At 63.8% G+C, this 19,932-nt stretch carries 17 protein-coding genes; 12 read left to right on the forward strand and 5 right to left on the reverse strand.

The genetic code is table 11. The features are described 5' to 3' along the window. The first annotated feature begins 43 nt into the window (after positions 1-43). Positions 44-3,817: a C2 family cysteine protease gene (locus AKN83_RS16260; protein WP_063695372.1), complete on the forward strand. Its 3,774-nt coding sequence runs from the start codon at positions 44-46 to the stop codon at positions 3,815-3,817. Positions 3,818-3,850: 33 nt separating this feature from the next. Here AKN83_RS16260 and AKN83_RS16265 read toward each other — a convergent pair whose 3' ends face one another. Further along, the gene (locus AKN83_RS16265) at positions 3,851-4,774 is read right to left on the reverse strand and encodes a ketopantoate reductase family protein (protein ID WP_244521996.1); all 924 of its coding nucleotides are present in this window, start codon (positions 4,772-4,774) and stop codon (positions 3,851-3,853) included. Between the two features lie 232 nt (positions 4,775-5,006). Here AKN83_RS16265 and AKN83_RS16270 point away from each other — a divergent pair, with 232 nt between their 5' ends. Together AKN83_RS16270 and AKN83_RS16275 are read left to right on the forward strand one after the other, a co-directional pair. Beyond that, positions 5,007-5,822, forward strand: coding sequence for an ABC transporter ATP-binding protein (locus tag AKN83_RS16270; protein ID WP_050401871.1), 816 nt, complete (start codon positions 5,007-5,009; stop codon positions 5,820-5,822). Beyond that, positions 5,822-6,607, forward strand: a complete 786-nt coding sequence (locus AKN83_RS16275) for an ABC transporter permease (RefSeq protein ID WP_050401870.1) — start codon at positions 5,822-5,824, stop codon at positions 6,605-6,607. The genes AKN83_RS16270 and AKN83_RS16275 overlap by 1 nt, the downstream gene beginning before the upstream one ends. A gap of 39 nt (positions 6,608-6,646) precedes the next feature. On the opposite strand, the gene AKN83_RS16280 is transcribed toward AKN83_RS16275, so the two are convergent. Then, positions 6,647-7,594, reverse strand: coding sequence for a phosphatase PAP2 family protein (locus tag AKN83_RS16280; protein WP_157113410.1), 948 nt, complete (start codon positions 7,592-7,594; stop codon positions 6,647-6,649). Between the two features lie 166 nt (positions 7,595-7,760). Further along, positions 7,761-8,609, reverse strand: a complete 849-nt coding sequence (locus AKN83_RS16285) for a helix-turn-helix transcriptional regulator (protein ID WP_050401868.1) — start codon at positions 8,607-8,609, stop codon at positions 7,761-7,763. A gap of 93 nt (positions 8,610-8,702) precedes the next feature. Here AKN83_RS16285 and AKN83_RS16290 point away from each other — a divergent pair, with 93 nt between their 5' ends. Next, complete coding sequence (locus AKN83_RS16290) at positions 8,703-9,587, forward strand: SDR family oxidoreductase (RefSeq protein ID WP_050401867.1); 885 nt, start codon at positions 8,703-8,705, stop codon at positions 9,585-9,587. Positions 9,588-9,652: 65 nt separating this feature from the next. Here AKN83_RS16290 and AKN83_RS16295 read toward each other — a convergent pair whose 3' ends face one another. After that, positions 9,653-10,978, reverse strand: a complete 1,326-nt coding sequence (locus AKN83_RS16295) for a 4Fe-4S binding protein (RefSeq protein WP_050401866.1) — start codon at positions 10,976-10,978, stop codon at positions 9,653-9,655. Positions 10,979-11,383: 405 nt separating this feature from the next. Between AKN83_RS16295 and AKN83_RS16300 the strand changes: the two genes are divergently transcribed. Together AKN83_RS16300 and AKN83_RS16305 are read left to right on the forward strand one after the other, a co-directional pair. After that, a complete protein-coding gene (locus tag AKN83_RS16300; RefSeq protein WP_050401865.1) occupies positions 11,384-12,409 on the forward strand; it encodes an ABC transporter substrate-binding protein in 1,026 nt (341 codons plus the stop codon). Between the two features lie 16 nt (positions 12,410-12,425). Then, complete coding sequence (locus AKN83_RS16305; RefSeq protein ID WP_050401864.1) at positions 12,426-13,127, forward strand: hypothetical protein; 702 nt, start codon at positions 12,426-12,428, stop codon at positions 13,125-13,127. A 74-nt stretch (positions 13,128-13,201) separates the two neighbouring features. On the opposite strand, the gene AKN83_RS16310 is transcribed toward AKN83_RS16305, so the two are convergent. Next, entirely contained in the window at positions 13,202-13,768 is a 567-nt protein-coding gene (locus AKN83_RS16310; RefSeq protein WP_244521997.1) for a RidA family protein, read from the reverse strand. Positions 13,769-14,069: 301 nt separating this feature from the next. Between AKN83_RS16310 and AKN83_RS16315 the strand changes: the two genes are divergently transcribed. The 6 genes from AKN83_RS16315 to AKN83_RS16340 all read left to right on the forward strand — a co-directional run bounded on the left by AKN83_RS16315 (position 14,070) and on the right by AKN83_RS16340 (position 19,866). Further along, positions 14,070-15,380 (forward strand): ABC transporter substrate-binding protein, encoded by a 1,311-nt coding sequence (locus AKN83_RS16315; RefSeq protein WP_050404078.1) that lies wholly within the window; start codon positions 14,070-14,072, stop codon positions 15,378-15,380. A 21-nt stretch (positions 15,381-15,401) separates the two neighbouring features. Then, positions 15,402-16,175, forward strand: a complete 774-nt coding sequence (locus AKN83_RS16320) for an ABC transporter ATP-binding protein (RefSeq protein WP_050404079.1) — start codon at positions 15,402-15,404, stop codon at positions 16,173-16,175. 5 nt (positions 16,176-16,180) lie between these two features. Beyond that, on the forward strand, positions 16,181-16,885 hold the full coding sequence (locus AKN83_RS16325; protein WP_050404088.1) for an ABC transporter ATP-binding protein: 705 nt from the start codon (positions 16,181-16,183) through the stop codon (positions 16,883-16,885). 185 nt (positions 16,886-17,070) lie between these two features. Next, entirely contained in the window at positions 17,071-17,952 is an 882-nt protein-coding gene (locus tag AKN83_RS16330; protein ID WP_050404080.1) for a branched-chain amino acid ABC transporter permease, read from the forward strand. Beyond that, complete coding sequence (locus AKN83_RS16335; protein ID WP_050404081.1) at positions 17,949-18,959, forward strand: branched-chain amino acid ABC transporter permease; 1,011 nt, start codon at positions 17,949-17,951, stop codon at positions 18,957-18,959. Before AKN83_RS16330 ends, AKN83_RS16335 begins: the two co-directional genes overlap by 4 nt. Then, positions 18,925-19,866, forward strand: coding sequence for a polyphosphate kinase 2 family protein (locus tag AKN83_RS16340; RefSeq protein WP_050404082.1), 942 nt, complete (start codon positions 18,925-18,927; stop codon positions 19,864-19,866). Before AKN83_RS16335 ends, AKN83_RS16340 begins: the two co-directional genes overlap by 35 nt. Positions 19,867-19,932 lie beyond the last annotated feature (66 nt).

Here is a 19,932-nt window from a genome sequence, read left to right on the forward strand (position 1 = left end):
GCCGACAGCAATCGTATCGCGTCAAGATTTGCGAAGGAATTCCATGACGGCAAGCTGGGTCAATTCCCTCGTCGACAGCGGCATCAAGTCCGACATGCTCAACTTTGCCGCGGACGGCGTCTTCACCGACGCTGAAGCCATCCAGTTGCTCGCGGATGTCGCCAATCGCGGGAGTGTCACCGCGAATGAGCTGAACTCGCTGCAGCTGATTGCGGCCAATCTGAACAGCGGTCTCTCCACATCGGACTATGTCTCCCATCTTTTCGTCCAGCTCGTCGATGGCAATCCGGCGAACGCCACCTGGACAGGGGGCAGCACTGCTCACATCACGCTCGGCAATCTGCAGGTCGGCACGACGTCGACGCAGATGTCTGAACTGATCGGAAAGTGGTTTCAGGGGGATGATCTTCCGGATCCGACTTTGCCGCCCGATGCAGGCGGGAGCGGCTGGACGTTGCAGGGCTACAGCGCGGTTGTCGGGCCGTTGTATTCTTCGGCGGGCGCGGCCACCGTCAACGACATCTGTCAGGGAGCAGACGGCGATTGCGAGCTGATGTCGGGATTGATCGACGTCGTCGTCTTTCATCCTCAGGTCATGAGTTCCATGATCGTGGACAATGGAAACGGCACCTATGGCGTGCGCTTCTATGTCAATGGTCAGGAGACATGGGAAACCGTCAATGACCAGTTTCCAGTCGTCAGTGGCACCGAACTTGACTATGGCCACAACTATAATGAGCAGCCCACTGCGATGTGGGTTGCCTTGGTGGAAAAGGCCTACGCGCAGCTCAGCGCAACGGGGCAGATCGGGCACCCGGCGGTCAACAGCTACAACAACATCTCTGCGGATCCCCCGACGGACGTCTTCGAGAATCTGACCGACGCGACGAGCGTCAACTATTATCTGAGCAGTTCGTCCTCTTGGTACAGCAACAAGTCCGTCTATATCGCAGCGCTCTCCAGCAACGACGATGTCATCCTCGAGATTCCCTCAACATCTCCGTACACGTACGACAGTGCCGGAAATATCCAGCTGGTCCCGGATCACGCTTTCGGCGTCGTCGGCTATGACAGCGCGACGGGCAATTTCATCGTCCGCAATCCATGGGGAAACAGCTATTCCGGTCAAAACTGGGATGTGCAGTTTGAAGTTTCGCTGACGCAGATCGCCAGTGAAGGCGGCGACTTCGTCATCGACAATTCCGGCGCCGTCGACGTCGCGCCGACGGTGGTCGCGTCCAATGTAACCGGTCGCGTGCAGACCTCGGTTGCAGCGTCGTCCATGTTCTATACGACGGGCGGTACGCTGCCCATCATCGCATATGCGCTTTGGAACTCCACGGGCAACGGCCACTTCACCGTGGGTGGAGTGGCGCAGGCGAACGGGGTCGAGATCGACGTCGCTGCCTCACAGTGGTCCAGCATTGCCTACCAGTTCGGTCCCGCGAGCGACCAGCTGTGGGTGGAGGCGTTCAACGGCGTACTCTGGAGCGCCTGGACCCAGTTCACGGCAATCCCGGAAGGGCCGGTGATGACCGTCGTAAGCGTGTCGGCAACGCACGGCCAGAGTTTTGCGGCGTCGTCGCTGTTCACCTACTACGACCCGTTTGGCCTCGCAGCCACCGAATACGATGTCTGGGACAGCGGCACCGGCGGCGGCCACTTTCTTCTGAACGGGGTGGCGCTTGCCGCCAATCAGGACAACTACATCACGGCCGCGCAGCTATCGTCATTGAGCTATCAATCCGGCTCCGGTGTCGACACGCTCTGGATCCGCGCCAACGACAGCACGGTGTGGGGGCAGTGGTCGAGCGCTTTCACCGTCACCGCGCCGGTCGACAGCGGTCCCGTCGCGGCGGTGTCGAACATTGCCGCGGCTCATGGCCAGAGCTATGCAGCCTCGTCCTTGTTCAGCTACAGCGATCCGTTCAACAGTCCTGCAACGCTGTATGACGTCTGGGACAAGGGAACAGGTGGTGGACACTTCGTTCTGAACGGGGTGGCGCTTCCCGCCAACCAGGACAATTACATCACGCCCGCCCAGCTGGCCTCGCTGAGCTATCAATCGGGCTCCGGCAGCGACACGCTCTGGATCCGCGCCAATGACGGCACGGTGTGGGGCGCGTGGTCGAGCCCCTTCACCGTCAATGCTCCCCTCGACAGCGGACCCGTCGAGACGGTGTCGAATATCGTTGCGCCGCACGGCCAGAGCTATGCGGCCTCGTCGCTGTTCACCTACAGCGATCCGTTCAACAGCGCCGCGACCGCGTACGATGTCTGGGACAGCGGCACCGTTGGCGGGAGCTTCCTCCTGAACGGCGTGGCGCTGCCCGCCCAACAGGACAATTACATCACGGCCGCCCAGCTGGCGTCGCTGACCTATCAATCCGGTTCCGGCACCGACACGCTCTGGATCCGCGCCAATGACGGTACGGTGTGGGGCGCGTGGTCGAATGCCTTCACTGTCAATGCTCCCCTCGATAGCGGGCCCGTCGAGACGGTGTCGAACATCGTCGCACCCCACGGGCAGAGCTATGCGGCTTCGTCATTGTTCACCTACAGCGATCCGTTCAACAGCGCCGCGACCGCGTACGATGTCTGGGATACCGGTACCGTCGGCGGGAGCTTCGTTCTGAACGGTGTGGCGCTGCCGACCGATCAGGACAATTACATCACGGCCGCCCAGCTGGCCCAGCTGACCTATCAATCGGGCTCCGGTATCGACAAGCTTTGGATCCGTGCCAATGACGGCACCGTGTGGGGAGCGTGGTCGAACGCCTTCACCGTCAATGCTCCCCTTGATAGCGGACCCGTTGAGACGGTCTCGAGCATCGTCGCGTCCCACGGTCAAAGCTACGCGGTCTCGTCGTTGTTCAACTACAGCGATCCGTTCAACAGCGCTGCGACCCAGTATGACGTTTACGACACTGGCACCGGTGGCGGCCACTTCGTTCTCAACGGGGTGTCGCTTGCGCCCAACCAGGACAATTACGTCACGGCAGCCCAGCTGGCGTCGCTGAGCTATCAATCCGGCTCGGGCGCGGACAGACTGTGGGTCCGCGCGAACGACGGCACCGTCTGGGGATCATGGTCAAGTGCTTTCACCGTGACCGCGCCGGTGGACACCGGTCCGGTCGTGACCCCGGCCCATTCGAGCACGCTGTCCGTTCAAGGCCAGACGTTCTCGGTGTCCTCGCTCTTCAGCTATTCGGATCCGTTCGGCAGTTCCGCGACATCGTATGACGTCTGGAACAGCGGAGGCGGCAACGGCTACTTCACGCTGAACGGTGTTACGCTCGGCGCAAATCAGGACAACGTCGTTGCAGCCTCGCAGCTCTCCCAGCTCGCGTATCACGTCGGATCGGGCACCGACACGCTCTGGATCAAGGCCAATGACGGAACCGTCTGGGGCGCCTGGTCCAGCGCCTTCACGATCAGCGATCCGTCGATCATTCCAGCCGGACAGACCCTCGAGCTTGCGTCTTCGAGCTCAGCGCAAATCTCCTTTGCGTCGAGCTCCGGGGCACTGAAGCTCGATGACCCCGGCGGCTTCTCCGGCATCGTCGCCGGCATGACCGGAGCCGACGCGATCGATTTCGCCAATATCAGTTTTGCGGCCGGGCAAACCGTGGGCTTTGCCGGCAACACCGCGGGCGGATCGATCACCGTCTCGGACGGTGTCCATGCCGCCAGCATCGCCTTGCTCGGAAACTACATGGCATCCACCTTCGTCGCTGCGAGCGATGGACATGGCGGCACGAGTATCACGGTGCATCCGGATCAGGTCGCCACGCTTGCCCCGCCGCAACATGCGTGAATGGCGCCACCGCTCCAACGTGCGGCCGTCTGCCTACGACGGCGCGCCCATCGCATAGGGTTTCAGCACCGCATAGAGGAAATCGTGCGTCGGGGTCGGCACGCCGAGCTTGCGGCCGAGCTCGACCACCTTGCCGCTCAACCACGGAAGTTCGAGCCGGTTGCCGCGCTCGAGATCGAGCGCCATCGACGCCTTCATCGCCGGCGGCGCATGGCCGATGAAGTCGAGCACCTTCGTCAGCGGCTCCGGCGGCAGCTGGATGCCGCTGGCGTGGGCGATGGCGATGATCTCCTCGCAGGCTGACACGAAATACGGGCGCAAATCGGGATCGTCGCGCAGCCTGCCGATCGGCTGTCGTGTGACCGCGGTCATGCCGGCATTGGTGGCGAGGCCGATGAATTTCATCCAGAGCTCGGTGTTGATCTGCTCGCTCAGTGTGGCATCGAACCCGGCCTTCAGGCAGAGCTCGAGCAGCGCCTTGCCGCGCGGCGTGATCCGGCCGTCGAGCTCGCCGAAGATCATCCGCATGAAGGTGCCGACCTGGTTGATCACGCCGGGCTTGATGATCGAGGCGGAGATCTGCGCCACGCCGCCCATCACGGCGTTGCGGCCCAGGATCGGGGTCAGTCGGTCGGGCGCATCGATGCCGTTCTGCAGCGGGATCACGGCGGTGTCGGGACCGACCATCGGCTTGATGTGCTCGCCGGCACTCTCGACGTCCCACAGCTTGACGCAGAACAGCACGATATCGACCGGGCCGACGCTTGCGGGGTCGTCGGTCGCCTGGGTCGGGACCAGGTGGGTTTCGCCGCGGCCGCCCTGTACCTTCAGGCCTTCGCTGCGCATGGCGGCGAGGTGCGCGCCGCGCGCGATGAAGGTGACGTCGGCGCCGGCGTGCGCCAGCGCCGCACCAAAACCGCCCCCGACGCCGCCGGCGCCGACCACTGCGATCCGCATGATTGTCTCCTTGTCCAACGCTTTGGCCCGCAGCCTCGACGAAGTCGGCGCGGTGCGCAACCCCGGTTACGCAGTGCGTAGCCCGGTTACGCAGTGCGTAGCCCGGTTACGCAGTGCGTAACCCGGCTTGCCTGAAAACTGCGTGACCGCAGCCTGCGTCTTCTTCCTGCGTTGAACTTGCCCGAGCGAACCGCTAAGCCATTTGCCTGATGTTCGGGAGGAATGCGTGGCGATGAAGGGGCCGACGGCGGTCGCGCTTGACGGGGCGACGGTGGCGTTTCGGTTGGCGGATGGACGGGTCTATACCGCGGTCGAGCAGGCCAATCTTTCGGTCGATCAAGGCGAGTTCGTCGCCATTGTCGGCCCGACCGGATGCGGAAAGTCGACGCTGCTCAACGTTACCGCAGGGCTGTTGAAACCGGCGGCCGGATCGGCGCGGATTTTCGACAAGCCGCTTGCCGGCCTCAACCGCGACGCCGGCTATCTCTTTCAGGCCGATGCGCTGTTCCCCTGGAAGACCGCGATCGACAATGTCGCGATCGGGCTCGAGATCCGGGGCACGCCGCGCAGCGATGCGCTTGCGCGCGCGCAGCAATGGCTGACCTCGGTCGGGCTCGGCGCCTTCGCGGGCCGCTATCCGCACATGCTGTCGGGCGGCCAGCGCAAGCGCGTCGCGCTCGCGCAAGTCCTGATCCGCGATCCGAAGATCCTGCTGATGGACGAGCCGTTCGGCCCGCTCGACGCCCAGACACGGCAGATCATGGGCAATCTGCTGCTGGAATTGTGGACCGCCGACCGCAAGGCGGTGCTGTTCGTCACCCACGATCTCGAGGAGGCGATCGCGCTGACCGACCGCGTCGTGATCATGTCGGCGGGCCCTTCCGCACGCATCATCGGTGACTGGCGCGTCACGCTGCCGCGGCCACGCGATATCGCCGAAGTCAGGATGGAGAAGGATTTTCATGCCCTGCACCGCGAGATCTGGGGCATGCTGAAGGACGAAGTGATGAAGGGCTATGTGCAATCGACGCAGGCGGGAGCCGCCTGATGTCGCGCGTCATTTTGCTGGCCCTGCAGGTCCTGGTCGCGGTCGCCACGCTGGCGCTCTGGCAGTTGTTTTCCACCGTGCCCGTGTTCGGCAAGGTGCTGCTGCCGCCGTTCTTCTTCTCCAATCCGGTCGATGTCTTCAGCCAAATCGTAAAGTGGTTCTCGAGCGGAGTGATCTGGAAGCATCTTGCGATCACCTTGTGGGAATCGATCCTCGCCTTCGTGATCGGTTCGGCCGGCGGCATCCTGGTCGGTTTCTGGTTCGCGCGGCAGCCGCGCGTCGCCGCGGTGTTCGATCCCTATGTGAAGATGGTCAATGCGCTGCCGCGCGTGGTGCTGGCGCCGATCTTCGCGCTGTGGTTCGGGCTCGGCGTCTGGTCCAAGGTCGCGCTCGGCGTGACCCTGGTTTTCTTCATCGTGTTCTTCAACGTCTACCAGGGCGTCAAGGAAGTGCCGACCACCGTGCTCGACAATGGCCGCATGCTCGGCATGAACGAGCGGCAGCTGATGCGCCATGTCTACTGGCCCTCGGCGCTGTCCTGGATGTTCTCCTCGCTGCACACTTCGGTCGGCTTTGCCGTGGTCGGCGCGGTGGTCGGCGAGTATCTCGGCTCGGCGGCCGGCCTCGGCTATCTGATCCAGCAGGCTGAGGGCGTGTTCGACGTCGCCGGCGTGTTCGCCGGCATGTTCGTGCTGTCGGCCTTCGTCATCCTGATCGACATGGCCGTGACGGTAGTCGAGAAGCGACTTTTGGTCTGGCGGCCGGCGGCGGCGGCGCGGGACTAGGACACTTCCGGACGCAAACTGGCGCCGCCGGATCAGGCTTCAGCGACGGCGCTGATCAGCCCGGACATATCCGACCTGGTATGATGGCGAGGCAGTCCCGCGCGCGAACAGTGTCCGCCACGAAATCCGACGCACGCCGATCAGGCACAGGACAAGGACCGCACCCGCGATCACGTCGATGAAATAATGGCCGCCGATGGTGGGCGTCGAGGCGATCACAAGCAGGTTCAGGACGAGGAACGCAGGGAACAGCACCTTCACGCCTCTGCTGGCGTAGATCAGTATGACAGCCAGCGCCGTATGGAAGGATGGAAAGGTGATCAGACCATTCACCTCAGCCAGCGGGATGTGCGTCATCTGGCCGGCGCGTAGCGCGTCGAAATCGGCGAGGTGATATGCGTCGGCGCGGGCGATCACGTCAAACTGAACCCAGGCGCTGGCGGCGGGGAATATCCACGAGATCGGAATGGCCACCAGCAGCGCCATCATGAAGAGCCAGACGAACTCGCCCATCTGTTCGAACCGGCTGCACGCGCTCAGCGAAACCAGCAGTACCGCGGTCTGCACCAGGCAGCTATCGTATGCGGTATTGAGGATGCTCTTGATCTCGGGGTGTGCGTCGACCCAATCGAAATAGGCCAGCCAGTCCAGATGCAACGCGCCATCGATCGCGGCGAGCTGGCGATCGACCAACGGGAAATTCGAGGTGACCGTCAGATAGCTCAACACCGCGGCGACCGCCGTGAAGGCGATGAGTTGTGCGCATGCGGTGGCGAGTTCGGCAATGCGTCGATCAGGCCTGAACCAGACGTAGACCAGTGCGAGCGACGCAACGATCGCGAACATGACCGGCTTGGCGGGGGCAACGGCGATCGACATTCCAGATGCGCGGAGCCATACGAGATCGATCCCGGCGATGATGGCGATGACAAGCCACAAGGCTCGTGTCTCGATGACTTGACTGGTCATTCGTTCCTCGTTTCGCAAAGCTGCATCGCACCCGCGCCTTAAAGTTGCATACCTCCAATTCTTAAAAATGAAGCGAATGCCGCGCTCGGCGCGTTCCCTGATGCCATGGTGGGCTTTCCGCGCGGGGATGGTCGGACGAGGAGCCGTCAAGCGATGGTTAACGGCTCATTGCAAACGGCAGTCATCATTTGCGATGGGTGGCCGGCGCCGCCTCCATCAGCTTACGGATCTTCTCCGTCATCTCCGGATCAACGGGATTGTAGACGATCATGCTGAGGTCGGGCCGGCCGTCGACCGCGAACGCCGAATATTCGAACTTGACCGGGCCGAGGTTCGGGTGATGGAGCTGCTTGACGCCCTCGCCATGGGTGCGCACGTCGTTGTCGCGCCACAGCGCCGCAAATTCCGGGCTGAGCCGGCAGAGCTCCTCGACGAACGGTTGCACCTCGGCGGCAGCTCCGGCGCGTGCGGCATCGACCCGGAATGCGCCGACGACGAAGCGCGCCACGCTCGCCCAGTCGTGCTGCGCGGCGCGGACGCGCGGATCCAGGAACATGAACCGCAGCACGTTGCGCTCGCGCGGCGGCAGCGATCCGTAGTCGGTCAGCATCACGGTCGCCGCCCGGTTCCAGGCGACGATATCCCAGGTCGCGGTGCGGATCAGGGCGGGGCGCGGCTCGAGCGCGTCGAGCACGCGTTGCAACCGTGGTGTCACGCCTTCGCTTTTCTTGTAGCGCACCTCAGGCGTGCGGCCGAGGCCGAGCAGGAACAGGTGCTCGCGCTCGACATCGGTCAGCATCAGCGCACGCGCGATGCGGTCGAGCACATCGGCAGATGGTGCGCCGCCGCGGCCCTGTTCGAGCCAGGTGTACCAGGTCGCCGAGATGTTGGCGCGCTGTGCCACTTCCTCGCGGCGCAGGCCCGGCGTGCGCCGCCGCTCCGGCGGAAAGCCGAACACGGCCGGATCGAGCTTGCTGCGTCGGTCCTTCAGGTAGGCGCCGAGCAGGTTCTCTTGTTCGACTGACGCGCTCATGCTGTTAGGAATTATACCATGATAAGGTCACTACTTTAACAGGATAGCGCGCAGGGCCAGACTTGTCTCCAGCAAAACCTGGAGACTTCCTCAATGCGTGTGTTTGTCACTGGTGCCACCGGATTTATCGGCACGCCTGTCGTCAAGGATCTGATCGCCGCCGGACATCAGGTTCTCGGCATGGCCCGTTCGGACGAGGGGGCGAACGCGATCTCTGCCCTTGGCTCGGAGGTTCTTCGCGGCTCGCTCGAGGATCTCGATAGCTTGCGCAAGGCGGCGGCCGCTTCGGATGCCGTCATTCACCTCGGCTTCGTTCACGACTGGTCCAATTTCGCGAAGAGCTGCCAGATCGACCGCCGCGCCATCGAAGCTCTGGGTTCTGGTCTGGCCGGATCGGACAGGCCACTGCTCGTAACCGGCGGCCTGGCGGGATTGGCCAAGCCGGGCGAGACCGCGACTGAGGACCAGACGATATCACCGGATTTCCCGTTTCCCCGCGTGTCGGAACAGACGGCCCTCTCGCTGAAGGGCGTCCGCGCGGCGGCGATGCGCCTTCCCCAGGTCCACGATCCCGTCAGGCAGGGCCTCATCACCCCCTTGATCGCGGTGTACCGCGAGAAGGGCGCGTGCGCCTATCTCGGCGACGGACAGAACCGCTGGCCGGCGGCGCATGTTCTCGACGTGGCACGTCTCTACCGGCTGGCCATCGAAAAGGCTGAGCCGAACGCGAGGTATCACGCCGTCGCGGAAGAAGGGGTCCCGATGCGCGATATTGCCGAAACGATCGGTCGGCGCCTGAAGCTGCCGGTCAAGTCCATCGCCCCGCAGGAGGCGCAGGCCTTCTTTGGCTGGCTCGGCACGTTCGCAGGATACGACATGGCGGCCTCCAGCGAGCAGACGCGCAGCAAGCTCGGATGGCAGCCGACCGGGCCGGGGTTGATTGCCGATCTCGAACAGCTGGTCTTATCCGCACAGTAGGACGCGGCGCTGAGCAAGGGAGGGCGGGGTACGGCTTCGCCTGACCCCGCCCCTGCGCATTCCGCTTACAGCGGGAAGCACCGCATATAGGCCGCGAACAGAGTCTCGTCGCTGTAGCTCACGAGCTCCGTGGCGACCGCGTCGGCCAGTTCGAGGTCGCGGTTCTGGATGCGCAGCCATGCCTGGGTGTCGGCGGTGATGGTCAGGGCCGCGTCGCCGACATGACGTCCCGGCACCACCTGCAGATCCTTGCCCTTGATCACGACCGTCATGTCCAGCGCGCTCGCGCCGGTGAAACGCAGATGGGTCGTCAAATCGAGGCCGCGCGCCCTGCCGCGCTGAAAGCCCAGCGACAGCGAGAAGATGTAGGACTGGATGCTGCCGGTATGGCGACCGGAGGTGACATGCTGGACCTTCTTGTGCGGAAAGCGCCGCGTCACCGTGTCCTCGGCGTCGGTATCCGGGATCACATAGACGAACTCGTCCTTGTCGATCAGCGGCTGCACCACCTCGGCGAAATGCGCCTCGCGATCATGGAGGAAGGGGCCGATCACGTCTTCGCCGGCCGGGCAGGCCGAGATGCAATAGGCCGCCTTGTAGCCCGGCTTGAACGACAGCGATTGCCAGATGTTCAGCGTCTCGGTGCGCGGCACGCGGGCCCGATAGTCCTTTGCATCTTTCGAATCTGCGACCTTCTCCACCCACTGCGTGAAGTTGCCGAGGAAGTCGTGATAATTGTGGGTGTGGCAGGACAAGAAATCGAAGCCGCCGTCCGGCTTGATGGCGCCGACCGGACAGGCGGCGACGCACAGCTTGCACTCGAGGCACGGATTGTAGTCGATCGGCTGGTCATAGGCGTCCACCTCGGATCCGAGCAGCACGGTGCCGAGCAGGACGAAGCTGCCGAATTTCGGGTGGATGATGCTGCGATGGATGCCCATCCGCCCGAGCCCGGCTTCCACCGCTATCGGCTTGTGCTGCACCATCATGATCCGCGGCAGGTCCATCTCCATCGGGAAGGCGGCGACCGAATTGCAGGCCGGGATGCCGTGCTCGTCGAGCGCGCGGACGATGGCGCGTGCGGTCTCGTTGACGTGGTCGTAGGTGCCGTGGAATTCCTCGTTGGCGACCGAGCGTGACGGCGAGCGCACCGGCTCGCGGTTCATGTGGCAGGCGATCGCGAGCAGGGCGCGCGTGCGGCCATAGACCTTGCGGATGAAGTCGCGCTGCGGCGCGATCGCGGCACGGTCGAACTCGATGATGCCGACGTCATCGGCGCCGCACTCGCGCGCGATGTTCTTGATGAGCTCCGATGACACCGGGACATCGCGGACCGGTTGGCTGCTGCGTGCGCGCACGGCCCTGACCGTGGGGTGATCGTCCAGGCTCATCGTGCTGATCCCTTTTAAATTGTGATCATAATATTAAGGAGCGAGCAGGATCGACGCAAGTGAATTATATGTCAGCTATCATGTAATGAAGCCGGCGCTCGACCCGCAACCCCCGTCATCGCGAGGAGCGAAGCGACGACGCAATCCATCGGTCCGCATATGCCGAGCGATGGATTGCTTCGCTCCGCTCGCAATGACGCCGAGGAGGTAGCTATCAATCCAGCAGCGTGGTGTCATCCGGCGCCTGCCGCTCCGATCGACAGCGCGGCTGCAAGACGATTCTCGGCGTTTCTCTTGTATCCGCAATGCGAGGCCGCCGCCGCAGGCTTGACCAGCACCCGGAAAGTCGCCTTCTCAAGCTGGGCCTGCTCCTCTATCTTGCCGGCCAATCGAACGGAGGACGTCATGAACAAATGGCTTGGCAAGCTTGCCGGAACGCTGCTGGCGCTGACCCTGTCCACAGGCCTTGCCGCGGCGCAAAGCAAGATCACCATCGCGGTCGGGGGCGGCGCCTGCCTGTGCTATCTGCCCACCGTGCTGGCCAAGCAGCTTGGCGAATACGACAAGGCCGGGCTTGCGGTCGAGCTGGTCGACCTCAAGGGCGGCTCGGATGCGCTCAAGGCGGTGCTCGGCGGCAGCGCCGATGTCGTCTCCGGCTATTTCGATCACTGCGTCAATCTCGCCGCCAAGAAGCAGGAGCTGCAGTCCTTCGTGGTCTATGACCGCTATCCCGGCCTCGTGCTGGTGGTCTCGCCCAAGCACACCGGCGAGATCAATTCGATCAAGGATCTGGCTGGCAAGAAGGTCGGCGTCAGCGCGCCGGGCTCCTCGACCGACTTCTTCCTGAAATACATGCTGAAGAAGAACGGCCTCGATCCGGCCGGCACTGCCGTGATCGGCGTCGGCCTCGGCGCCACCGCGGTGGCCGCGATGGAGCAGGGCCAGATCGACGCTGCGGTGATGCTCGATCCTGCCGTCACCGTGCTGCAGGGCAGCCATTCCGATCTCAAGATCCTGAGCGACACCCGCACCCAGCACGACACGCTGGCGGTGTTCGGCGGCGAATATCCCGGCGGGGCGCTCTATTCGACCGCAGCCTGGGTCAACGGCCACGAGAAGGAGGTGCAGGCGCTGACCAATGCCATCATGGCGACGCTGGTCTGGATTCATTCGCACACCGCCGAAGACATCATGGCCAAGATGCCGGACGAGATCGTCGGCAAGGACCGGGCGCAGTATCTCGCGGCGCTGAAGAATACGATCCCGATGTATTCCGAGACCGGCAAGATGGACCCCAAGGGTGCGGAGGCGGTGCTCGCCGTGTTCAGCGAGGGTTCACCCGAAGTGGCAAAGGCCGGCATCGACGTCACCAAGACCTACACCAACAAGTTCGTCGATCAGGTCAAGAAGACGACCGGAAGCGCGAAGTAGGCGCGCTGTGCCCGACATGCAAGCTCCGCTCATATGTCGCGTCACCGCGCTCGACCTGGCGTTAGAACGGCGGCCCTGGCCGTTCGCGGACCAGCGCCGCGCCGAGATCGACGCGCATTTCGCCGAGCAGCAGCGATTGAACCCGAGCCTGTGGAACGGCCGCGTCCTGCTCGGGCGCGATCCGGTGTTTGCCGACGGGCGGCTCAGCGCGAGCTACTTCGAGACCGATTTCGCAAGCTTCCTCGCCTGGCGCGATTGGGGCTTTCCCGACAAGGAGGTCTTCAACGGCTTCGGCATGGGCGCACTGCTCGCCAGCGACGGCACCTTCGTGTGTGGGGTGATGGGCGAACAGACGGCCAATGCCGGACGCATCTATTTCCCCTCCGGCACGCCCGATCTCGACGACATCAGAGGCGAGACGGTCGATATCGCCGGCAGCGTGATGCGCGAGCTTGAGGAGGAGACCGGGTTGTTGCCGTCGGATTGCCGCGGCGACGCCGATTGGCACTGCATTTACACCGGGCCTGCGCTCGCGATGATGCAGATCCTGCGCGTCGACATGCCCGGTGACGCGCTGCGTACGCGCATCGAGGCCAACCTCGCACGCCAGGAAAATCCCGAGCTTGCCGGCATCCATCTGGTGCGCAGCCGCGCCGATCTCACTGCTGCCATGCCGCGCTTCGTCACCGCGTTCATCGAAACGCAGCTGCCGGCGTAGGGCGCACTCACTCGGGGACGTTTGTGACCAGTACCATCAGTCTTTGGCGGATTCCGGCCCTGAGCAACGGCTGATCATTCGGCCACCTCAACGATCATCTCGACCTCCACGGCATTGTTGAAGGGAAGTCCGGCCATCCCGACGGCAGATCGCGCGTGCTTGCCGGCTGCGGCGCCAAATACCTCCACCATCAAGTCGGAGAATCCGTTTACGACTTTCGGTTGGTCACCAAAGCCGTCGGCCGAATTGACCATCCCGAAGACCTTGACCACGCGCTTCACCCGATCGAGACTTCCAAGTGCGACGCGCACTTTCGCCAACATGATCAGGCCAACCTGACGGGCCGTGTCGTAGCCCTCCTGCACGGTGAGGTCCTTGCCCACCTTGCCCTTGTACTTCCAGTCGGCAGCCGGCGTGTTTCCCGCAAGGAAGAGCAGATTGCCGACCCGGACTGCATCGACGTAATTGGCGACCGGAACAGGCACCGGCGGCAGCGTAATGTTCAACTCCTTCAGTTTGGCCTCGGCGGAGGGTGAATTCTGTGCCACGGCACCCGACGAGGCGGCAAGCCATGCTCCCAATCCAAGTAGGCATGCACCGAACCACGAGATGAGTCTCGTTCTGCAAAGCATATGAGTCATGTGTCGCCTCCAATGACAGCTACTTCGCGGCTCTCAGGATAAGGCAGAAACGGCGTTCCTTCTTTCCGTAGTTCTCCGGGCTGCAGGAGATCGGACCGCATTTCGTATCGCCTCGTTGAGGGCAAAGTGGATGCGGCTTTGTGCGTACACATCCTGGCGCCGCGCGTCCGTTCCGCCGAAACTTTGCGCAAGCCTGCGCCGTGGCGACGCAGCTATCGCGCTTGACATCATCGGCCGCTCCCCCTGTGATAGGGCAGCACGAAAACAAAAAATGCAGTGCACAATCTCTGGGGAGGGATTCATGCCGGTCAGGAAGACCGCCCGCTGGCTCGCGGGTCTGTCTGTCGCGCTTGCGGCGCTCGGCGTGGCCGGTGCCGCGCATTCGCAGGACAAGAAGATCAAGATCGGCGTGATCTTCGATCTGACCGGCCCGCTGGCCGGCGGCGGCTCCGAGCTGCAATATACCGGCGTCAAGATCATGCTCGACCATTACGCCCGGACCGGCGTCGAGGGATACAAGGTCGAGGCCGTCTATGCCGACGCGCAGAGCAAGCCCGACATCGCCATCAACGAAGCCGTCCGCCTGCTCGAGCAGGAAAAGGTCGACATGGTGATGGGCTTCTTCTCCTCGGCACAATGCGTGCCGGTGGCAGCGAGGGTCGACCAGATGAAGAAATTCATGTGGATCACGACCTGCATCTCATCGGGCGTGTTCGACGGCAAGAACTACAAATACGTGTTCCGGCCGCAGGCCGCCGGCAACCAGTACGGCATGATGACGACCGACTTCATCGCGCAATACTCGATGTCGAAGTTCGGCAAGGAGCCGAAGGACCTCCGCGTTGCCATCATCCATGAGGACGGCGCCTATGGCGTCGACGTCGCCAAGGGCAACGAGGCCGGCGCGAAGAAGGCCGGCTTCAACGTCGTGCTCAAGGAGGGCTATTCGGCGACCGCGCCGGACCTGTCGGCGCTGGTCACCAAGCTGAAGCGCGCCAAGCCCGACGTGATCTTCCACACCGGCTACAATCCGGACATTACGCTGTTGTTTCGCCAGGCACGCGAGCAGGGGCTGAAGTTCGGCGCCATCGTCGGCCACGGCGCCGGCTATGGCGTCTACGAGAAGCTGAAGGAAGGCCTCGGCGCCGACGCCAATTATCTCTTCAACACCGACCCGATCTCGATCTGGCTCGCCAACCAGAAGGACATGGATGCCAAGCTGCCGCCGGTCATCAAGATGGTCGGTGAGGAGTTCGACCGGCTGAAGCCCGGCGTGCCGATCCGCTCCGCCCATGTCGGCATCGGCGCGGCCAATGCCTATGTGTTCCTCGACGACGTGCTGCCGCGCGCGATCAAGAAATATGGCGGCGTCGATCCGGACGCGTTGCGCAAGGCCGCGCTCGACACCGACATTCCCGAGGGCGGTACTATGCTCGGCTACGGCGTGAAGTTCTACGGCGACGGCGAGCAGTACGCCGGGCAGAACGCGCGCTCGTTCCCGGTGGTGCTGCAATATATCGACGACAAATCCTATGTAGTGTGGCCGAAGAGCCAGATGCAGCGCGAGACCGTGCTGCCGCTGCCGGCCGGCACCACCTACAGCTACAAATAGCTCGCTTGCGAAGGGGACGCCGTGCTCGCCGTCGAAGGCCTGGTCAAGCGGTTTGGCGGTTTTCGCGCCGTCAACAACGTGTCGTTCCGCGTCGAGCAGGGCGAGATCCTCGGCCTGATCGGCCCGAACGGCTCGGGCAAGAGCACGATCTTCAACATGCTGTCGGGCACACTGCCGCCGACCGAGGGCTCGATCCTGTTCGACGGCCGCGAGATCGCAGGTCTTTCCCCGCACCGGATCATCGTCGGCGGCATCGGCCGCACCTTCCAGATCCCGCGGCCGTTCCATCGCTTGAGCATGTTCGAGAACGTCGCGCTCGCCGGCTTCTACGGCCAGGGCCGCCACAGCCGCAGCAAGGCCGAGGAGGCGGCCGAACGTGCGCTGGCGATGGTCGGCCTGCCGACCGACCGCCACAGCAGCGTCGAGGGTCTGGGCGCCGCGGGGTTGAAGAAGCTCGAGCTGGCAAAAGCGCTCGCGACCGGGCCGAAATTGTTGCTCGCGGATGAGAGCCTCGGCGGCCTCGACGAGTCCGAGATGGACCAGGCCGCCGACATGCTGCGCCGGATCCGCGACGAACTCGGCATCACCATCATCTGGGTCGAGCACATCATGGGTGTCTTGATGCGGGTGGTCGATCGCGTGATGGTGCTGGATCATGGTGAGAAGATCGCCGAGGGCCTGCCCGCGGAAGTCGCCGGCAATCCACACGTGATCGAGGTCTATCTCGGCACCGATGCGGATGCGAGCCTGGCTGCCGCCGTCGCCGAGCAGGCGCGCCGCCGGATCGGAGCGTGACCGGCATGCTGGAGCTCCGATCGATCGACGCGGGCTATGGCAGCTTCCAGGTGCTGTTCGACGTCAGCCTCGATGTGAAGGCGGGCGAGGCGGTCGGCGTGATCGGCCCGAACGGCGCCGGTAAGACCACCTTGATGCGCGTGATCTCCGGCCTGATCCGGCCGATCAGGGGCGCCATCGCGATGCAGGGCACCGACGTCGTCGCGACGCCGGCGCATCGCATCGTCAGCCTCGGGATTGCGCATGTGCCGGAAAACCGCCGGTTGTTTCCGCGGCTCACGGTGGCCGACAATCTGAAGATGGGCGCCTACATGCCCGGCGCCCGCGCGCACTACGCCGAGCGGCTGGAGTTCGTGTTCGAGCTGTTCCCGCGCATGAAGGAGCGACGTCACCAGATGGCCGGGACGATGTCGGGTGGCGAGCAGCAGATGTGCGCGATCGGCCGGGCGCTGATGTCGAACCCGAAACTGCTGCTGCTCGATGAGCCCTCGGCTGGGCTCGCGCCGGTCGTGGTGCAGCAGGTGTTCGAACTGGTCAGGCGCATCCGCTCGAGCGGGCTGACGGTCTTGATCGTCGAGCAGAACGTGCAGCAGGTGCTGCGCGTGGTCGACCGCGCCTACCTGCTGGAAGCCGGCAGCATCCGCGCCGCCGGCACCGCGGCGGAGCTCGCCGCCAGCGATACGATCAAGCAGGCGTATCTCGGGGTGTAGGGGATGATGAGATCACATCTGGCAGGCGTGTTCACGCCGTTTCCCGTCATCCTGAGGAGCGGCGTTAGCCGCGTCTCGAAGGATCGACGGCCACCAGCCGGGCCGTACATCCTTCAAGACGCCGCCTCGCGGCTCCTCAGGATAACGGGAACGCGTGACGTCGCAGTCTAGGGGGCAGAGCATCCATGCAATCCTTCCTCAACATCTTCGACATCTACCTGCTGGAAGCCGTGATCAACGGCATCCTGCTCGGCGGCGTGCTGGCGCTGCTGGCGCTCGGGCTCAACCTGATCTTCGGCGTCATCGACGTCACCTGGATCTGCTACGCGGAGCTCGTGATGATCGGCATGTACGGCATGTACTATCTCGTGCAGGTGTTTCATCTGCCGTACTGGGCCGCCGCGCCGCTGGTCATCCTGCTGGTCGCGCTGCTCGGGGCCGCGCTGCATTTCCTGGTCATCGCGCCGCTGTTGACCGCGCCGCCGATCAACCAGCTGCTCGCCACCGGCGGGGTGCTGTTCATCCTGCAGAGTTTTGCCACCGTCGCCTTTGGCATCGACTTCCGCAACCTCGGCATCCGCCTGCCCGTGCTGGCGCTCGGCGAGATGAACTTCAGCTACGCACGACTATTATCGTTCGGCGCGGCGCTGGTCGGCATGGTCGGCGTCTATCTGTTCCTGACCCGCACCTTCACCGGCACCGCGATCCGGGCCATCGCGCAGGACCGCCAGATCATGCCGCTGATGGGCGTCGATCCCAAGCGCATCTATCTCGTCACCTCGGCGATCGGCGGCGGGCTCGCCGGCCTCGCGGCGTGCCTCCTGGTGCTGCAATATGACGTGCACCCGTTCGTCGGGCTGTCGTTCGGGCCGATCACCTTCCTGATCTGCGTGCTCGGCGGCCTCGGCAATTTCATCGGCGGTTTCATCGCGGCCTTCGTGTTCGCCGAGATCATCTCGCTCGGCGGCCTGTTCTCCGATCTCGAATGGGGCTACGTGCTGGCGTTCGCCTTCTTCATCATCATGATGTTCATCCGGCCCGCGGGCCTGCTTGCGAGGCGCTCGTGAACAGGCAGGCCGCCTTCTGGATCATCGCGCTGCTTGCGCTCGTCGCGCTGCCTTTCGTGCACCGCGATCCCTATCATCTGCACGTGCTGGTGCTGATCCTGATCTGGTCGTTCGCCTATACGTCGTGGTCGATCATGGGCCGCTTCGGCCTGGTCTCGCTCGGCCATGGCGGCTTCATGGGCATCGGCGCCTATGTCACCGCGCTGCTGTGGAATCACCTCGGCGTCTCGCCCTGGATCGGGATTCCCCTGAGCATGGCGACCGCCGGTGTGCTCGCGCTGGTCGTCGCCTATCCCTGCTTCCGCTTCCGTATCACCGGGCATTATTTCGTGCTGGTGACCCTGGCACTGTCCGGCATCGTGCTGCAGGTCATCACCGCGACCCGCGACTATACCGGCGGCTCGCTCGGCTACACGCCGCAGCGCGCCCCGAGCGGCAAGTGGCTGTTCGCGCTGCAATTCGACGACAAGATCACCTGGTATCTGATCGCGCTCGCGGTCTGGGTCGCCGGCCTCGTGATCTGGCGCGCGATCGACCGCAGCATGATCCGCCATGCCATGGAGGCGATCTCGGAGGACGAGGATGCGGCAGCCGCGGCTGGCGTCAACGTCACTGCCGAGAAGCTGAAGATCACCCTGATCAGCGCGCTGATGACCGCGCTCGCGGGCGCGCTGTATTGCCAGTACCAGATGTTCATCTCGCCGGACACGGTGAGCGGCATCGCGGTCTCCCTGCAGATGGTGTTCGCGGCGATCGTCGGCGGCGTCTATGTCGCGCTGGGACCGACGGTCGGCGCCGTCATCACCATCGTGCTGGCCGAGGTGCTGCGCATCTCGTTCGGCACCAAGGCGGTCGGCTGGGACAACCTGGTCTATGGCGTGCTGCTGGTGCTCTTCATCATCTTCCTGCCCAAGGGCATTCTTGGTAGCGTGATCGACCGGATCAAATCGCCACGCAAGCCGTCGAGAGGCCATGAGCAGCAAACCGTCCCCATCGCTCGCCGATGAACTGAAACCCTATATCGCGCCGTTCCGCTTCGACGGCTCGGGCGAATTTCACCTCAAGTCGTACCCGACCGCCGAGAAGGGCGGCATCGACAAGGAAGCCGGCGGCAAGATCATCGAGGCCAACCGCACGCGGCTCAACGACTTCCAGGAGAAGCTCTACGCCCAGGACCGCTGGTCGCTGCTCTTGATCTTCCAGGGCATGGACGCCGCCGGCAAGGACAGCGCGATCAAGAGCGTGTTCGAGGGCGTCAATCCGCAGGGCTGCGAGGTCTCCTCGTTCAAGCAGCCCTCGACCAAGGAACTCGACCACGATTACATGTGGCGCGCCATGATCGCGCTGCCGGAGCGCGGCCGCATCGGCATCTTCAACCGCTCTTATTACGAGGAGTGCCTGGTCGTGCGCGTGCACGCCGAAGTGCTGGCCAAGCAGAAGATACCGAAACGTCTCGTCACCAAGAACATCTGGCGCTGGCGCTTCGAGGACATCTCGGCGATCGAGCGCTATCTGTCGCGCAACGGCACGGTGATCCTGAAGTTCTTCCTGCATGTCTCCAAGGAGGAGCAGCGCCGGCGCTTCCTCGACCGACTGGAGCAGCCGGCCAAGAACTGGAAGTTCTCGATGGCCGACGTGTCCGAACGCGCGCTATGGGCCAAGTATCAGGCCGCCTATCAGGACATGATCCACCACACCGCAACCAAGGAGGCACCGTGGCACATCGTGCCCGCCGACCACAAATGGTTCGCTCGCGTCGTGATCGGCTCGACCATCGTCAATGCGCTCGACAGGCTGGATCTGAAATTCCCCGAGGTCGACAAGGCCGACTTAAGCGAATTCAAGCGCGTCCGCGCGGCGCTGGAGGCGGAAGGCAAGGGCGCAGCGGAGAACAAGGTGGCCGCCAAGAAGTAACGGCCGAGCCGACCTGTCAAGCTGCCATGTCGAACGGCGGCAGCTGGGCAACCCCGCCGGGGGAAC

This window comes from Bradyrhizobium embrapense, assembly GCF_001189235.2.
Classification (GTDB): domain Bacteria; phylum Pseudomonadota; class Alphaproteobacteria; order Rhizobiales; family Xanthobacteraceae; genus Bradyrhizobium; species Bradyrhizobium embrapense.

What these genes read in the sequence shown, in the direction of transcription:
- AKN83_RS16260 (WP_063695372.1), top strand. Translation starts at nt 44, where the DNA reads ATGACGGCAAGCTGGGTCAATTCCCTCGTCGACAGCGGCATCAAGTCC.
- AKN83_RS16265 (WP_244521996.1), bottom strand. Translation starts at nt 4,774, where the DNA reads ATGCGGATCGCAGTGGTCGGCGCCGGCGGCGTCGGGGGCGGTTTTGGT.
- AKN83_RS16270 (WP_050401871.1), top strand. Translation starts at nt 5,007, where the DNA reads ATGAAGGGGCCGACGGCGGTCGCGCTTGACGGGGCGACGGTGGCGTTT.
- AKN83_RS16275 (WP_050401870.1), top strand. Translation starts at nt 5,822, where the DNA reads ATGTCGCGCGTCATTTTGCTGGCCCTGCAGGTCCTGGTCGCGGTCGCC.
- AKN83_RS16285 (WP_050401868.1), bottom strand. Translation starts at nt 8,609, where the DNA reads ATGAGCGCGTCAGTCGAACAAGAGAACCTGCTCGGCGCCTACCTGAAG.
- AKN83_RS16290 (WP_050401867.1), top strand. Translation starts at nt 8,703, where the DNA reads ATGCGTGTGTTTGTCACTGGTGCCACCGGATTTATCGGCACGCCTGTC.
- AKN83_RS16295 (WP_050401866.1), bottom strand. Translation starts at nt 10,978, where the DNA reads ATGAGCCTGGACGATCACCCCACGGTCAGGGCCGTGCGCGCACGCAGC.
- AKN83_RS16300 (WP_050401865.1), top strand. Translation starts at nt 11,384, where the DNA reads ATGAACAAATGGCTTGGCAAGCTTGCCGGAACGCTGCTGGCGCTGACC.
- AKN83_RS16305 (WP_050401864.1), top strand. Translation starts at nt 12,426, where the DNA reads ATGCAAGCTCCGCTCATATGTCGCGTCACCGCGCTCGACCTGGCGTTA.
- AKN83_RS16310 (WP_244521997.1), bottom strand. Translation starts at nt 13,768, where the DNA reads ATGACTCATATGCTTTGCAGAACGAGACTCATCTCGTGGTTCGGTGCA.
- AKN83_RS16315 (WP_050404078.1), top strand. Translation starts at nt 14,070, where the DNA reads ATGCCGGTCAGGAAGACCGCCCGCTGGCTCGCGGGTCTGTCTGTCGCG.
- AKN83_RS16325 (WP_050404088.1), top strand. Translation starts at nt 16,181, where the DNA reads ATGCTGGAGCTCCGATCGATCGACGCGGGCTATGGCAGCTTCCAGGTG.
- AKN83_RS16330 (WP_050404080.1), top strand. Translation starts at nt 17,071, where the DNA reads ATGCAATCCTTCCTCAACATCTTCGACATCTACCTGCTGGAAGCCGTG.
- AKN83_RS16340 (WP_050404082.1), top strand. Translation starts at nt 18,925, where the DNA reads ATGAGCAGCAAACCGTCCCCATCGCTCGCCGATGAACTGAAACCCTAT.